This window comes from Amycolatopsis tucumanensis (assembly GCF_021654135.1).
Classification (GTDB): Bacteria; Actinomycetota; Actinomycetes; order Mycobacteriales; family Pseudonocardiaceae; genus Amycolatopsis_E; species Amycolatopsis_E tucumanensis.
In genome coordinates this window covers 22,686-37,351 of record NZ_JAKGSD010000057.1, presented here as the reverse complement: position 1 = coordinate 37,351, position 14,666 = coordinate 22,686, and the positions used below count along the sequence as shown (strand labels likewise).

13 protein-coding genes are annotated in these 14,666 nt (G+C 72.6%); all 13 read right to left on the bottom strand.

Translation table 11 applies throughout. From position 1 onward, the window contains the following. Window positions 1-121: 121 nt before the first annotated feature. Complete coding sequence (locus L2C96_RS36570) at window positions 122-2,185, bottom strand: primosomal protein N' (protein ID WP_237339441.1); 2,064 nt, start codon at window positions 2,183-2,185, stop codon at window positions 122-124. A 30-nt stretch (window positions 2,186-2,215) separates the two neighbouring features. After that, complete coding sequence (gene metK / locus L2C96_RS36565) at window positions 2,216-3,418, bottom strand: methionine adenosyltransferase (RefSeq protein ID WP_027936504.1); 1,203 nt, start codon at window positions 3,416-3,418, stop codon at window positions 2,216-2,218. 57 nt (window positions 3,419-3,475) lie between these two features. Continuing rightward, window positions 3,476-4,696, bottom strand: coding sequence for a bifunctional phosphopantothenoylcysteine decarboxylase/phosphopantothenate--cysteine ligase CoaBC (gene coaBC / locus L2C96_RS36560; RefSeq protein ID WP_237339440.1), 1,221 nt, complete (start codon window positions 4,694-4,696; stop codon window positions 3,476-3,478). After that, window positions 4,689-4,961, bottom strand: a complete 273-nt coding sequence (rpoZ, locus tag L2C96_RS36555; RefSeq protein WP_017983069.1) for a DNA-directed RNA polymerase subunit omega — start codon at window positions 4,959-4,961, stop codon at window positions 4,689-4,691. The genes coaBC and rpoZ overlap by 8 nt, the downstream gene beginning before the upstream one ends. Before the next feature lie 4 nt (window positions 4,962-4,965). After that, a complete protein-coding gene (gmk, locus tag L2C96_RS36550; RefSeq protein ID WP_237339439.1) occupies window positions 4,966-5,643 on the bottom strand; it encodes a guanylate kinase in 678 nt (225 codons plus the stop codon). Then, window positions 5,640-5,957, bottom strand: a complete 318-nt coding sequence (gene mihF / locus L2C96_RS36545) for an integration host factor, actinobacterial type (protein WP_017983071.1) — start codon at window positions 5,955-5,957, stop codon at window positions 5,640-5,642. Before mihF ends, gmk begins: the two co-directional genes overlap by 4 nt. 118 nt (window positions 5,958-6,075) lie before the next feature. Beyond that, the gene (gene pyrF, locus L2C96_RS36540) at window positions 6,076-6,885 is read right to left on the bottom strand and encodes an orotidine-5'-phosphate decarboxylase (RefSeq protein ID WP_027936506.1); all 810 of its coding nucleotides are present in this window, start codon (window positions 6,883-6,885) and stop codon (window positions 6,076-6,078) included. A gap of 2 nt (window positions 6,886-6,887) precedes the next feature. Continuing rightward, window positions 6,888-10,202, bottom strand: coding sequence for a carbamoyl-phosphate synthase large subunit (gene carB, locus L2C96_RS36535; protein ID WP_020422353.1), 3,315 nt, complete (start codon window positions 10,200-10,202; stop codon window positions 6,888-6,890). Continuing rightward, a complete protein-coding gene (gene carA, locus L2C96_RS36530; RefSeq protein ID WP_237339438.1) occupies window positions 10,202-11,332 on the bottom strand; it encodes a glutamine-hydrolyzing carbamoyl-phosphate synthase small subunit in 1,131 nt (376 codons plus the stop codon). The genes carB and carA overlap by 1 nt, the downstream gene beginning before the upstream one ends. Next, window positions 11,329-11,835: a PH-like domain-containing protein gene (locus L2C96_RS36525; protein WP_020422355.1), complete on the bottom strand. Its 507-nt coding sequence runs from the start codon at window positions 11,833-11,835 to the stop codon at window positions 11,329-11,331. The genes carA and L2C96_RS36525 overlap by 4 nt, the downstream gene beginning before the upstream one ends. Continuing rightward, window positions 11,835-13,124: a dihydroorotase gene (locus tag L2C96_RS36520; RefSeq protein ID WP_237339437.1), complete on the bottom strand. Its 1,290-nt coding sequence runs from the start codon at window positions 13,122-13,124 to the stop codon at window positions 11,835-11,837. The genes L2C96_RS36525 and L2C96_RS36520 overlap by 1 nt, the downstream gene beginning before the upstream one ends. Beyond that, window positions 13,121-14,053 carry an aspartate carbamoyltransferase catalytic subunit gene (locus L2C96_RS36515; protein WP_237339436.1) on the bottom strand — a complete coding sequence of 311 codons (933 nt, stop codon included), beginning with the start codon at window positions 14,051-14,053 and terminating at the stop codon, window positions 13,121-13,123. The genes L2C96_RS36520 and L2C96_RS36515 overlap by 4 nt, the downstream gene beginning before the upstream one ends. After that, entirely contained in the window at window positions 14,050-14,640 is a 591-nt protein-coding gene (pyrR, locus tag L2C96_RS36510; RefSeq protein ID WP_020422357.1) for a bifunctional pyr operon transcriptional regulator/uracil phosphoribosyltransferase PyrR, read from the bottom strand. The genes L2C96_RS36515 and pyrR overlap by 4 nt, the downstream gene beginning before the upstream one ends. Window positions 14,641-14,666 lie beyond the last annotated feature (26 nt).

Here is a 14,666-nt window from a genome sequence, read left to right as displayed (position 1 = left end):
CGACGTGGTCATCGATCTTGACGACAGTGCGGTCAGAAGGGCGTTCAGGTCGGTCCTCACAAACTGATCTTGAACACCCTTCACCCATCTCCAACACCACCCAGGGTTGGGACTCACTCATCTAGATGAGGGCCAGCGGGTCCAGCTGGATCCGCACCGCCGCGGTTTCCTTGCGCGCGGCCCGCGCGGCCTGCGCCGAGGCCAGGCAGGATGCCAGCGCCCGCCCGTCCGCGCGGGGCACGCGGATCAGCGCCCGCTCCCGCTCGGAGCGGCCCTCCTCGTCCGGCTCGGTCAGCGGCACCGGCCCGAGGACCTCCGCGGACGGCGGCAGCTCCGTCTCCGCGAGCAGCGCGGCCACCGCCTCCGGCGTGCCTTCCACGCTCGCCATCCGCACCGCGGGCGGGAAGCCCAGTTCGCGGCGCTCGGCCAATTCCCGCTCGGCGTGCCAGGCCGGGTCCCAGCGGACCAGTGCCTGCACCGGCGCGAGCGGGGCCTCCGCGCCGACGACGACCCGGCCGCCCGCCGACGACGGCCGCACCAGCGCCGCCGCCGCCATCCACCGCCTCAGCGTCTCCTCCGCCGCCCGCAGGTCCTGCCGCCCCAGCAGCGCCCAGCCGTCCAGCAGCAGCGCCGCGCCGTAGCCGCCCTCGGCCACCGGCTCGGCCCCGGGCGTGGACACGACCAGCGCCGGCCGCCCGGGCACGGACGCCAGCACCTCCCGCGCGCCCGAGGTGCGCACCGGCACGCCCGGGAACGCCCGGCCCAGCTCCTCCGCCGTCCGCTTCGCGCCGACCACCACCGCCCGCAGCCGCGCGGAACCGCAGGCGGGGCACCGGAAGTGCGCCTCGGGCGTGCCGCACCACCGGCAGCTCGGCGGGTGCGCCACGTCGGCCCCCGCCCCGCCCGGCAACCCGAGCGGACCGGCGCAACGGCGGCAGTGCGCGGGCGTCCGGCACTGCCCGCATGCCAGCGCGGGCACGTAACCGCGCCGGGGCACCTGCACCAGCACGGGCGCGCCGGCCGACAACGACTGCCGCGCGGCCTCGAACGCCACCGAGGGCAGCCGGGCCACGCGCGCGGCCTCGTCGCGCGCCACGTCGAAGTCCTCGCCGACCGGGGTCACGCGCGGCGCGGCCTTCCGCAGCTCGTCGCGGGATCCGACGATCGGGTGCGCCCACCGCGTCTCGACCAGCAGCTGGGCCTCCGCGGTGCGGGCGAACCCGGCCGCGACGAACGACGCGCCCTGGGCGTGGGCCCGCAGCGCGAGCACGTCCCGCACCTGCGGGTACGGCATGTGCGGGTCGACGTGCAGGTCGTCGCCGTCGTCCCACACCACGAACAGCCCCGGGTCGGCGACCGGGGCGAACATCGCCGCGCGGGTGCCGACCACGATCGGCACCGACCCGCGCGACACCGCCAGCCACCGCCGGTACCGTTCGGCCGGCCCGGTATCGGCGGACAACGCGACCACGGCGTCCGCACCGGCGATCCGCACGCACGCGTCGTGCACGCGCGTCAGGTCGCGGTGGTCCGGCACGACCAGCAGCGCGCCGCGCCCGCTCGCGGCGGCGAGGGCCGCGAGTTCGGCCAGCCGCGCGGGCCAGTCCTCCCCCGGCAGCGCCTGCCACACGGCGTGGGCCTGCCGGGCGGCGCGCAGCGCTTCGGTGAACGACCCGCCGAACTGGTACCGCTGCCACGCCTGCGCCGAGGGCGCCTCGGTCACCTCGGCGCGCTCACGGGCGGGCTCGGACTCGGCCTTGGCGTGCCGGGGCGGGATGGCCAGCCGGAGCACGTCCATGAGGGTGCCGCCGTAGTGGTCGGCGACGCGGCGGGCCAGCCCGTAGAGGGTCGGCGACAGGACCGGCTCGGGCGAGGTCACCCGCTCCAGGAACGCCAGCCGCCCCTTGTGCTCGGTGGTGGACGCGCGCTCGACGAGGAACCCGTCGACCAGCTGCCCGGCGAACCGCACCCGCACGCGGCAGCCGGGCACCGCGTCGGCGTCGAGCTTGTCCGGCACCTGGTAGTCGAAGGTGCGGTCCAGGTGCGCGAGCGGCACGTCCACCACGATGCGTGCGACGGGATCCTTCTCCGCCGGCTTCTGCTGCCCCTTCCGGGACGCCGGACGCTTCGCCGCGGCCCGTTTCGGGGACGCGGGCAGGTCCCAGAGCGCGTCGGAAGAGGTCACGCTTGTTCTCTACCAGACACGCCCCGGGGCTCAGGCCCCGGCGAGGGACCGCAGCGCGTCGGCGCGGTCGGTGTTCTCCCAGGGCAGCTTGACGTCGGTGCGGCCGAAGTGGCCGTACGCGGCCGTCGCGGCGTAGATGGGGTGCAGCAGGTCCAGGTCGCGGATGATCGCGGCCGGGCGCAGGTCGAACACCTCGGTGATCGCGGCCTGGATCTTGGCCGGGTCGACCGTCTCGGTGCCGAAGGTCTCCACGAACAGGCCGACCGGCGAGGCCTTGCCGATCGCGTAGGCGACCTGCACCTCGACCCGCCCGGCCAGACCGGCGGACACGACGTTCTTGGCGACCCAGCGCATCGCGTAGGCCGCGGAGCGGTCCACCTTCGACGGGTCCTTGCCGGAGAAGGCGCCACCGCCGTGGCGGGCCATGCCGCCGTAGGTGTCGACGATGATCTTGCGGCCGGTCAGCCCGGCGTCACCCATCGGGCCGCCGATGACGAACCGGCCGGTCGGGTTGACCAGCAGCTTCACGTCGCTGTGGTCGAGCTCGATCTCGTTCAGCTCGGGCATCACGACCTGCTCGCGCACGTCGACGCCGAGCATGGTGTCCAGGTCGATGCCGTCGGCGTGCTGGGTGGACACCACGACGGTGTCCAGCCGCACCGGCTGGTCGCCCGCGTACTCGATGGTGACCTGGGTCTTGCCGTCCGGGCGCAGGTAGGGCAGCACACCGTCCTTGCGCACGCGGGCCAGGCGGCGGGACAGCCGGTGGGCCAGCGCGATCGGCAGCGGCATCAGCTCGGGCGTGTCGGAGCACGCGTAGCCGAACATCAGGCCCTGGTCGCCGGCGCCCTGCCGGTCGATCTCGTCGATGGCGTTCTCGACGCGCGACTCGTAGGCGGTGTCCACGCCCTGCGCGATGTCCGGGGACTGCGCGCCGATGGCGACGTTCACGCCGCAGGAGTTGCCGTCGAAGCCCTTGGCCGAGGAGTCGTAGCCGATGTCGAGGATCCGCTCGCGCACGATCGTCGGGATGTCGGCGTAGGCCTCGGTGGTCACCTCGCCTGCGACGTGCACCTGGCCGGTGGTGATCAGCGTCTCCACCGCGACGCGGGAGCGCGGGTCCTTGGCGAGGAGGGCGTCCAGGATCGAGTCGCTGATGGCGTCACAGATCTTGTCCGGGTGCCCCTCGGTCACCGACTCCGAAGTGAACAACCTGCGGTTAGACGCGGTCACCACGCTCACATCCCATCAACTCTTCTGTCCCTCCGGCGTCCAGACTAGGCGCGCCGGTCAGTGCCTGATGAATTCCCCGACGGCGTCCCACACCGCGGCGGCCAGTTGCGCTTTGGAGCCCAGCGGGATAGGCCGCTCGGTGCCGTCGGCTGACAGCAGCCAGCCCGCGTTCTCCTCGACCTCGAACGCCCTGCCATCCCCGACGGCGTTCAGAACCAGCAGGTCACAGCCCTTGCGCCGCAGCTTCGCACGGCCGTGGTCGAGTACGCTACCGCGCTCGTCGCCCGTTTCCGCGGCGAAACCGACAATGACCTGTCCTGGCAATCGATTCGTTACCAGTTCCGCGAGAATGTCCGGATTGCGGGAAAGCGTGATGACGGGATCCGGCTGGTCGTCGGTTTTCTTGATTTTGTGGCCGGATCGGTTCGCGGGACGAAAATCAGCGACGGCGGCGGCCATCACGACGACGTCCGCCTCCTTGGCGGCCTCGGTGACGGTGTCGCGCATCTGCTCGGCCGTCGACACGCGGCGCAGCACGGCGCCCGCGGGCTCGGGCAGCTCGACGGTGTGGCCGGCCACCAGCGTGACCTCCGCGCCCCGCTGCGCGGCCACGCGGGCCAGCGCGTAGCCCTGCTTGCCCGACGAGCGGTTGCCCAGGTAGCGGACCGGGTCCAGCGGCTCCCGGGTGCCGCCCGCGGAGACGACGACGCGCAGGCCCTCCAGGTCGCGCGGCAGCGCCGACGGCTGGGCCAGCAGCAGCCGGGCCAGGTCGACGATCTCGGCCGGGTCGGCCAGCCGTCCCTTGCCGGTGTCGGCGCCGGTGAGGCGTCCCGCGGCGGGTTCGGTCACCACGGCGCCCCTGGACCGCAGCAGCGCCACGTTGTCCCGGGTGGCCGGGTGCTCCCACATCTCGGTGTGCATCGCCGGGAAGAAGACGACCGGGCAGCGCGCGGTGAGCAGCGTGCCGGTGAGCAGGTCGTCGGCGCGGCCCTGGGCCGCGCGGGCCATCAGGTCCGCGGTCGCCGGGACGACCAGCACCAGGTCCGCTTCCTTGCCGATGCGGACGTGCTGCACCTGGTCCACCTCGGTGAACACGCCGGTGTGCACGGGGTGGCCGGACAGCGCCTCGAAGGTGGCCGCGCCGACGAACTTCAGCGCGGCCTCCGTGGGCACCACGCGGACGTCGTGACCGGACTCGGTCAGCCCGCGCAGCACCTCACACGCCTTGTAGGCGGCGATCCCGCCGCCCACACCGAGCACGACGCGAGGTTTACTCACCCTCGGTGTGCTCGAGCAGGCCGGCGTGGATCTCGCGCAGCGCAATCGACAGCGGCTTCTCGCGCGGGCCCGGCTCCACGAGCGGGCCGACGTACTCGAGCAGCCCCTCGCCGAGCTGGGCGTAGTAGTCGTTGATCTGGCGAGCGCGCTTCGCGGCGTAGATCACCAGCGCGTACTTCGAGCTGACCTTGGCCAGGAGGTCGTCGATCGGCGGGTTGGTGATGCCTTCGAGTTCCTCGCCGTAAATGCCGAGCGATGCGGTCACGCGCCTATGCTCCTGAGTTCTCTTCGTGAAGTCGGTGGTCTCCCCGCAGCAAGTCTAACAACTGCCGCGCGGCTTCCCCGACGTCGGCGTTCACCAGCCGCACGTCGAATTCACCCGCCGCCGCGAGCTCGCGCTCCGCTTCGGCCAGCCGGGCGTTGACAGCGGCCTCCTCCTCGGTGCCGCGGCCCTTGAGCCTGCCGACCAGCTCGTCCCAGGACGGCGGCATGAGCATGACCAGCCTGGCGTCGGGCATGGCGGCGCGCACCTGGCGCGCCCCCTGCAGCTCGATCTCCAGTACGGCCGGCCTGCCCTCGGCCAGTGCCCGCTCGACCGGTTCCCGGGGCGTGCCGTAGCAGTTGCCGGTGAACTCGGCGTGTTCGAGCAGCTCGCCCGCGGCGACCATCTTGTCGAACATCGCCCGGTCGATGAAGTGGTAGTGGACCCCGTCGACCTCGTCCGGGCGGGGTGGCCGCGTGGTGACCGAGACACTGAAGTAGATGTCCGGGTCCAGCCGGCGCAGCGCGCCGACCACGCTGGACTTCCCGACCCCGGACGGGCCGGAGACGACCGTGAGCCGGCTCCGGGACCCCTGGTGCGCCTGGCCCGGAACCGGCTCACGGTGCGACGCCGGGCCGGCATGCCCGCCGGCCCCGGTGACGCGGTCGCTGCCGGTGTCGCTCACTCGCCGCTGAACTCGGCCAGCAGCGCCTTGCGCTGCCGGTCACCAAGGCCGCGCAGCCGCCGGCTCGGTGCGATCTCCAGGCGCTCCATGGTCTGCTGAGCGCGCACCTTGCCGACGCCGGGGAGGGCTTCGAGCAGGGCGGAGACCTTCATCTTGCCGAGAACCTCGTCCTCGTCGGCCTGCTTCAGCACGTCGGTGAGCGTGGTGCCGCCTCGCTTGAGGCGCTCCTTCAGCTCAGCGCGGGCACGACGAGCGGCAGCGGCCTTCTCCAGCGCCGCCTTGCGCTGTTCCTCGGTCAGCTGGGGAAGTGCCACGTTTTCCTCCGTAGTACTCAAAATTCTGGGTGGGTGACGCGACGGTACCCACCCCGCGCCACCGGCCACAATGCGGGGGGTGGTCGCTCGGTTCCTGGACAGGGACCTGATATTGGCGCTATCCGGTCAGACTCGCCTGCGTGCGGCGCACCGCGTCGCGCAGCGCGACGGGGTCCGGACCGTGCCTGAGAACGTCCCTGGACGACGCGGGCAGCACCCCCGGCAGGTCCGCACCGAAGAGGCGGCGAAGATCGTCCACGGTGGCTCCCTGGGCCCCGAAACCGGGCGCCAGGACCGGCCCGTTCAGCCCGGTCAGGTCGAGCTCGCCGGGCTCGATCGTGGCCCCCACGACGACGCCGACGTCGCCGAGGGAGGCGGCGCCGGCGTTGCACCGGGCAGCCTCGTCCACAATCGACTGCGCGACGGTCTTCCCGTTGGCCAGCAAGGCGTTCTGCAGGCCACCCGCCTCCGGGTTGGAGGTGCGGGCGAGCACGAACAGGCCCTCGCCGGCGCCCAGGGCGGGCGCCAGCGAGCCGAACCCGAGGTAGGGCGAGACGGTGATCGCGTCCGCCCGGATCGGGGCCGCGTCGCCGAGGTAGGCCGCCGTGTAGGCCGCCATCGTCGACCCGATGTCGCCCCGCTTGACGTCCAGCAGGACGAGCGCGCCGCGGTCCCGGGCGTGCTCGACCACGCGGGCCAGTACGGCCACCCCGGGCGGCCCGTAGGCCTCGAAGAAGGCCGACTGGGGCTTGACCACGGAGACCTCCTCGGCGAGGACGTCAACCGCCGTCAGGGCGAACTTCTCCAGCCCGCCCGGGTCCCGGTCCAGGCCCCACGCGTCGAGCAGGCCGGGGTGGGGGTCGATCCCCGCGCACAGGTTCCCGCGCGCGGCGACCGCCTCCACCAGCCGGGCGCCGAAGCCCGTCACGCTCACGACTTGGCCCGCAACGCCGCCTGCAGGTCCTGCAGCGACCGGACGCCGATGTCGCCCCGGATCAGGGCCTCGATGCCGTGCACGGCCGCCGCGGCGCCCTGCACCGTGGTGATGCACGGGATGTCCCGCGACACCGCCGCGGTGCGGATCTCGTAGCCGTCGATGCGCGGGCCGCTGTTGCCGTACGGGGTGTTGATCACCATGTCCACGCCGCCGGAGGCGATCACCTCGACCACGTTCGGCTCGTCCGGCGCGCTGCCCTCGGAGTACTTGCGCACGACCGTGCTGGGCACGCCGTTGCGCCGCAGCACCTCGGCGGTGCCCGAGGTCGCGAGGATCTCGAACCCGAGGTCGGCCAGCCGCTTGACCGGGAACACCAGCGCCCGCTTGTCGCGGTTGGCGACCGAGACGAACACCTTGCCCGAGGTGGGCAGCGACCCGTAGGCCCCGGCCTGGGACTTCGCGAACGCCTCGCCGAAGGAGGTGTCCACGCCCATGACCTCGCCGGTGGACTTCATCTCCGGCCCGAGCAGCGAGTCCACGCCCTTGCCCTCCGGCGTGCGGAAGCGGTGGAAGGGCAGGACCGCCTCCTTGACCGCGACCGGCGCGTCGATGGGCAGGTGCCCGCCGTCGCCCTCGGCGGGCAGGATGCCGCGGGCACGCAGGTCCTTGATCGAGGAGCCGGTCATGATCAGCGAGGCCGCCTTGGCCAGCTGCACCCCGGTCGCCTTGGACACGAACGGCACGGTGCGGCTGGCGCGCGGGTTGGCCTCCAGGACGTAGAGCACGTCGTCCTTGAGCGCGTACTGCACGTTGAGCAGGCCGCGCACGCCGACGCCGCGGGCGATCGCCTCGGTGGAGGCGCGCACCGCCTCGACGTCCTGGCGGCCCAGCGTGATCGGCGGCAGCGCGCACGAGGAGTCGCCGGAGTGGATGCCGGCCTCCTCGATGTGCTCCATGACGCCGCCGAGGTACAGCTCCTCGCCGTCGAACAGGGCGTCCACGTCGATCTCGATGGCGTCGTCGAGGAACCGGTCGACCAGCACCGGGTGCTCGGGCGTGACCTCGGTGGCGCGCTGGATGTAGCCGGCCAGGGAGGCCTCGTCGTAGACGATCTCCATGCCGCGGCCGCCGAGCACGTAGGAGGGCCGCACCAGGACCGGGTAGCCGATCTCGTCGGCGATCCGCTTGGCGCCCTCGAACGAGGTCGCGGTGCCGTACTTCGGGGCGGGCAGGCCCGCGCCCATCAGCACGTCGCCGAACGCGCCGCGGTCCTCGGCCAGGTTGATCGCCTCGGGCGAGGTGCCCACGATCGGCACGCCCGCGTCGGCGAGGCGCTGCGCCAGCTTCAGCGGGGTCTGCCCGCCGAGCTGGACGATCACGCCGGCCACGGTGCCCGAGCGCTGCTCGGCGTAGACGACCTCGAGCACGTCCTCGAAGGTCAGCGGCTCGAAGTAGAGGCGGTCGGAGGTGTCGTAGTCGGTGGACACCGTCTCCGGGTTGCAGTTGACCATGACGGCCTCGAACCCGGCCTCGCGCAGCGCCAGCGCGGCGTGCACGCACGAGTAGTCGAACTCGATGCCCTGGCCGATGCGGTTCGGCCCGGAGCCCAGGATGAGCACCTTCGGCTTGTCCGGCTGCGCGGTGACCTCGGACTCGGCCGCGGGGTCGGACTCGTAGGCCGAGTAGTGGTACGGCGTCTTGGCGGCGAACTCGGCCGCGCAGGTGTCCACCGTCTTGTACACCGGCCGCACACCGAGGCGGTGGCGCAGCGCGCGCACGCCGTCCTCGCCGGCCAGCTCCGGCCGCAGGGCGGCGATCTGCTGGTCGGACAGGCCGACGCGCTTGGCCTCGCGCAGCAGCGGCGCGTCCAGCACCGGGGCGTCGCGCACCTCGGCGCCGACCTCGCCGATCAGCGCGATCTGGTCGATGAACCACGGGTCGATGCCGCTGGCCTCGTGCACCTGCTGGACGGTCGCGCCCAGGCGCAGGGCCCGCTCGACCGCGTAGAGGCGGCCGTCGTGCGGGGTGCGCAGCGCTTCCAGGGTGTTCTCCAGCGTGGCGCCCTCGGGGTCCGGGGTGGTCCAGAACCCGGACGCCTTGGTGTCGATCGAGCGCAGCGCCTTGCCCAGCGCCTCCGGGAAGCTGCGGCCCAGGGCCATCGCCTCGCCGACGCTCTTCATCGTGGTGGTCAGCATCGGGTCGGCGCCGGGGAACTTCTCGAACGCGAACCGCGGCACCTTGACCACGACGTAGTCCAGGGTCGGCTCGAACGAGGCCGGGGTCTCGCCGGTGATGTCGTTGCGGATCTCGTCCAGCGAGTAGCCGATGGCCAGCTTCGCGGCGATCTTGGCGATCGGGAAGCCGGTGGCCTTCGAGGCCAGCGCGCTGGAGCGGGACACGCGCGGGTTCATCTCGATGACGACCATGCGGCCGTCGCGCGGGTTGATCGCGAACTGGATGTTGCAGCCGCCGGTGTCGACGCCGACCTCGCGCAGCACGGCGATGCCCACGTCGCGCATGTGCTGGTACTCGCGGTCGGTCAGGGTCATCGCGGGCGCGACGGTGACCGAGTCGCCGGTGTGCACGCCCATCGCGTCGATGTTCTCGATCGAGCAGATCACCACGACGTTGTCGTGGCGGTCGCGCATCAGCTCGAGCTCGTACTCCTTCCAGCCGAGCACGCTCTCCTCGATGAGCACCTCGGTGACCGGAGACTCGGCGAGGCCGATCGAGGCCAGCCGCTCCAGCTCCTCGTCGGTGTGCGCCATGCCGGAGCCGAGGCCGCCCATGGTGAACGAGGGCCGGATGACGACCGGCAGGCCCAGCTCGGCGACGGTCTCGCGGACCTCGTCCATCGAGTGGCACACGCGGCTGCGCGGGACGTCGCCGCCGATGGCGCGGACGATGTCCTTGAACTTCTGCCGGTCCTCGCCGCGCTGGATCGCGTCGATGTCGGCGCCGATCAGCTCGACGCCGTACTTCTCCAGCACGCCGCGCTCGTGCAGGGCGACGGCGGTGTTCAGCGCGGTCTGCCCGCCCAGGGTGGCCAGCAGGGCGTCCGGGCGCTCGGCCGCGATGACCTTCTCCACGAAGTCCGGCGTGACCGGCTCGATGTAGGTCGAGTCGGCGAACTCCGGGTCGGTCATGATCGTGGCCGGGTTGGAGTTGACCAGCGAGACCCGCAGGCCCTCCTCGCGCAGCACCCGGCAGGCCTGCGTGCCCGAGTAGTCGAACTCGGCGGCCTGGCCGATGACGATCGGGCCGGATCCGATGACGAGCACGTGCTCGATGTCTGTACGTTTCGGCATCAGCGGCTCTTCTTCTCCATCAGGGTCACGAACTCGTCGAACAGCGGCGCGGCGTCGTGCGGGCCCGCGGCCGCCTCGGGGTGGTACTGCACCGAGAAGGCGGGCACGTCGGCGCAGCGCACGCCCTCGACCGTGTCGTCGTTGGGGCAGTAGTGGCTGACCTGCGCGGCGCCGAACGGCGACTCGAACCGCTGACCCGGCTCACCCTCCAGGGCGAAGCCGTGGTTCTGCGCGGTGATCGCCACCCGGCCGGTCTCCACGTCGATCACCGGGATGTTGATGCCCCGGTGGCCGTAGCGCATCTTGTAGGTGCCCAGCCCCAGCGCGCGGCCGAGGATCTGGTTGCCGAAGCAGATGCCGAACAGCGGGATCTCGCGGCGCAGGACCTCCTCGGTCAGCGCGACCGCGTGGTCCTGGGTGGCCGGGTCGCCCGGGCCGTTGGACAGGAACACCCCGTCCGGCTCGACGGCCAGCAGCTCGTCCAGCGAGCTGGTCGAGGGCAGCACGTGCAGCTCGATGCCGCGGCGGCTCATCTGGCGCGGCGTGTTGGACTTGATGCCCAGGTCCAGCGCGGCGACACGGAAGCGGCGCTCGCCCTCAGGGGCGACCACGTACGGCTGCTTCGTGGTGACCTCGCCGGCCAGGTCGGCGCCCTTCATCGGCGGGCTGGCCAGCACCTGAGCGGTCATGGCCTCCTCGGTGTCCAGCGCGTCGCCGGAGAACACGCCGGCCCGCATCGCGCCCCGCTCGCGCAGGTGGCGGGTCAGGGTGCGGGTGTCGACGCCGCTGATGCCGACCACGCCCTGGCGCGCCAGCTCCTCGTCGAGGGTGCGGCGGGACCGCCAGTTCGACGGGGTCCGGGCCGGGTCGCGCACGACGTAGCCGGACACCCAGATGCGGGCGGACTCGTCGTCCTCGTCGTTCCAGCCGGTGTTGCCGATCTGCGGCGCGGTCTGCACCACGATCTGGCGGTGGTAGGACGGATCGGTCAGCGTCTCCTGGTAGCCGGTCATGCCGGTGCAGAACACGGCCTCGCCCAGCGTGCGGCCCTGGGCGCCATAGGCCGATCCGCGGAACACCCGCCCGTCCTCCAGCACCAATGCGGCCGGTGTCCTGGTGCCCACGGTCACTGGGCCCCTCCCTTGATCTCTCGTTCGGACAAGCTTTCGATCCACTGTGGATAGACGTCGAGGTCGTCGCCGCGGAAGCCGGTGTCCAGCTCCTTGTCGCCGAGCCGCCAGGTGATGACGATGAGGCTGTTGGTGCCCATCACCTTCCCGGCGATCCCGCTCGCGCGCTTGACCTCCACAATGGACTCGCGCGGGATGAAGAACCCGGGCGCGCCGGCCCGGTCGACCTCCACGCCCTCGCGGTAGAGCCGCAGCACCGCCCGCCCGCGCAGGCCGACGCCGCGCGTGACGATCCGGTCCTGCCAGTCGCCGGCCGTGGTGGTGCTCACGTAGAGCCCCTTGTTCGCCGGCAGCAGCTCCTCCCCCGGCTCGGCGGGGGTCTGCGGGAACGGCGGCAGCTGCGCGCTCTGCGAGCGCGCGCGGCGCCGCCAGCTTCGTCGCATGGCCCAGAGCCCGAGCAGGAAGCAGGCGAACACCAGCAGGGTGAGCAGCAACCGTTCCATCAGCAGATCTTCCCTTCGCGGGCCGTCACGCGCCCGCGCAGCAGCGTCGCGGTCACCACGGCGGGCAACCGCATTCCCTCGTACGGGGTGTTGGCGGCGAGGCTGGCCAGCTCCGCCCCCCGCACGGTCCATTGTGCGCCCGGGTCGACCAGCGCGAGGTTGGCCGGTTCCCCGACGGTGAGCGGTCGTCCCTGGTCGGGCAGGCCGGCGATCTCCGCGGGGCGCTCGCTCATGACCTTCGCCACGCCGCGCCAGTCCAGCAGGCCGGTCTCGACCATGGTGGCGGCGACCACGGACAGGGCGGTCTGCAGGCCTAGCATGCCGGGCCGGGCGGCCGACCACTCGCAGTCCTTGTCCTGCGGCGCGTGCGGGGCGTGGTCGGTGGCGACGCAGTCGATGACGCCCTCGGCCAGGGCGGCGCGCAGCTTCTCCACGTCGGCGTCGGTGCGCAGCGGCGGGTTGACCTTGTTCACCGGGTCGTAGGTGGCCAGGCGCTCGTCGGTCAGCAGCAGGTGGTGCGGAGTGACCTCGGCGGACACCCTGGTCCCGCGCTCCTTCGCCCAGCGCAGCACGTCGGCGGTGCCGCTCGTGGAGACGTGGCAGACGTGCAGGCGAGCGCCGGCGTGCTCGGCGAGCAGGCAGTCCCGGGCGACGATCGACTCCTCGGCCGAGGCGGGCCAGCCGGCGTAGCCCAGGCGCGAGGCCTGCTCGCCCTCGTGGGCCTGCGCGCCGACGGTCAGCCGCGGCTCCTCGGCGTGCTGCGCGATCACCACGTCCAGCGCGGTCGAGTACTCCAGCGCGCGCCGCATGATCAGCGGGTCGTGCACGCAGTGGCCGTCGTCGGAGAACACCCGCACCCCGGCGGCCGACTTCGCCATCGTGCCCAGCTCGGCCAGCCGCTCCCCCTTCAGGCCGACGGTCACGGCGCCGACCGGGTGCACGTCGACCAGGCCGACCTCGCGTCCGCGGCGCCACACGTGCTCGACGATCACCGAGTTGTCGGCGACCGGGTCGGTGTTGGCCATCGCGAAGACCGCGGTGTAGCCGCCGAGCGCGGCGGCGGCCGAGCCGGTCTCGATGGTCTCGGTGTCCTCGCGGCCGGGTTCACGCAGGTGGGTGTGCAGATCGACGAAGCCGGGCAGCAGGACCTGGCCGTTCGCCTCGATCACCTCGGCGTCGTCGGGCGCGCTCACGGATCCGATCTCGCTGATCGTTCCGCCGGTGACCAGGACGTCCACCGGGTCGCCCTCGCCGTAGAGCCGGGCGCCCTTGATCAGAACCTGGTTCACTTCGCGTCTTCCTCTCCGGCGAGCAGGTGGTACAGCACGGCCATCCGCACGTGCACCCCGTTGCGGACCTGTTCGGTGATGGCCGCGGACGGCGCGTCGGCGACCGCGGAGGCGATCTCCATGCCGCGCAGCATCGGGCCGGGGTGCAGCACGACCGCGTGTTCGGGCAGCAGCCGCAGCCGCGCCTCGTTCAGGCCGTAGGCGATCGAGTACTCGCGCGCCGACGGGAAGAACCCGCCGTGCATCCGCTCGGCCTGCACGCGCAGCATCATCACCGCGTCCAGGCCGGGCAGCTCAGCGTCCAGGTCGTGCGACACGGTGACCGGCAGCGCCCCGACCCCGGCGGGCAGCAGCGTCGGCGGGGCGACCAGGACGACCTCGGCGCCCAGCGCGGACAGCAGGTGGATGTTGGAGCGCGCGACCCGGCTGTGCAGCACGTCGCCGACGATGCCGATCCGCCGGTCCTTGATGCCGCCGAGACGTTCCCGCAGCGTGGCGGCGTCGAGCAGCGCCTGGGTGGGGTGCTCGTGCATGCCGTCCCCGGCGTTGACGACCGACGTGCCGGTGCCCTCCAGCCAGCCGGCCAGGCGCTGCGCGGCGCCGGAGGCCGGGTGGCGGACGATGACGCAGTCGGCTCCGGCCGCGGACAGGGTCAGCGCGGTGTCCCGCAGCGACTCGCCCTTGCCGACCGAGCTGCCGCCCGCCGAGACGTTCACCACGTCGGCGCTCATCCACTTGCCCGCGATCTCGAACGAGACCCGGGTGCGGGTGGAGTTCTCGTAGAACATGGTGATGACCGTGCGGCCGCGCAGGGTCGGCAGCTTGCGGACCTCGCGGCCGAGCAGGGTGCGCTTGAGGCCGTCGGCGGTGTCCAGCACCGCGGTCGCCAGGTCGGGGTCCAGGCCTTCGGTGGCCAGCAGGTGCTTCATGCCTTCGCTTCCCCCTCGCGCAGCAGCACCGCGTCACGCCCATCCACTTCGGACAGCAGGACGGCGACGTCTTCGGCGCGTGCGGTCGGGATGTTCTTGCCCACGTAGTCGGCCCGGATCGGGAACTCGCGGTGCCCGCGGTCGACCAGGACGGCCAGCTGCACGGCCCGGGGGCGGCCGTGGTCACGCAGGGCGTCCAGCGCCGCGCGCACGGTCCGGCCGGAGAACAGCACGTCGTCGACCAGGATCACCACGCGGTCGTCGATGCCGGTGTCGGGCAGGGTGGTGTCCGCGAGCGGCCGCGTCGGGCGGCGGCGCAGGTCGTCGCGGTAGAGGGTGATGTCCAGGGCGCCCGTGGGGACCTCGACGCCGGAGAACTCGGCGATCCGCTCGGCCAGCCGGGCCGCGAGCGAGGTGCCCCGGGTCGGGATGCCCAGGAGAACGGGAGGTGCGCCCGTGCCGCCGTCGAGGGCGGTCTTCTCGATGACCTGGTGGGCCATCCGGGCGATGGTGCGCGCGACATCACCGGCGGAGAGCAGCTCGCGCTCGCCGCCTGGTGCTGCCGCGTCACGAGGGCGTGACGCCACAGCGGACTCCTTCCCCGCCTCACCGG

What these genes read in the sequence shown, in the direction of transcription:
- carB (WP_020422353.1), bottom strand. Translation starts at nt 10,202, where the DNA reads ATGCCGAAACGTACAGACATCGAGCACGTGCTCGTCATCGGATCCGGC.
- L2C96_RS36525 (WP_020422355.1), bottom strand. Translation starts at nt 11,835, where the DNA reads ATGGAACGGTTGCTGCTCACCCTGCTGGTGTTCGCCTGCTTCCTGCTC.
- L2C96_RS36515 (WP_237339436.1), bottom strand. Translation starts at nt 14,053, where the DNA reads ATGAAGCACCTGCTGGCCACCGAAGGCCTGGACCCCGACCTGGCGACC.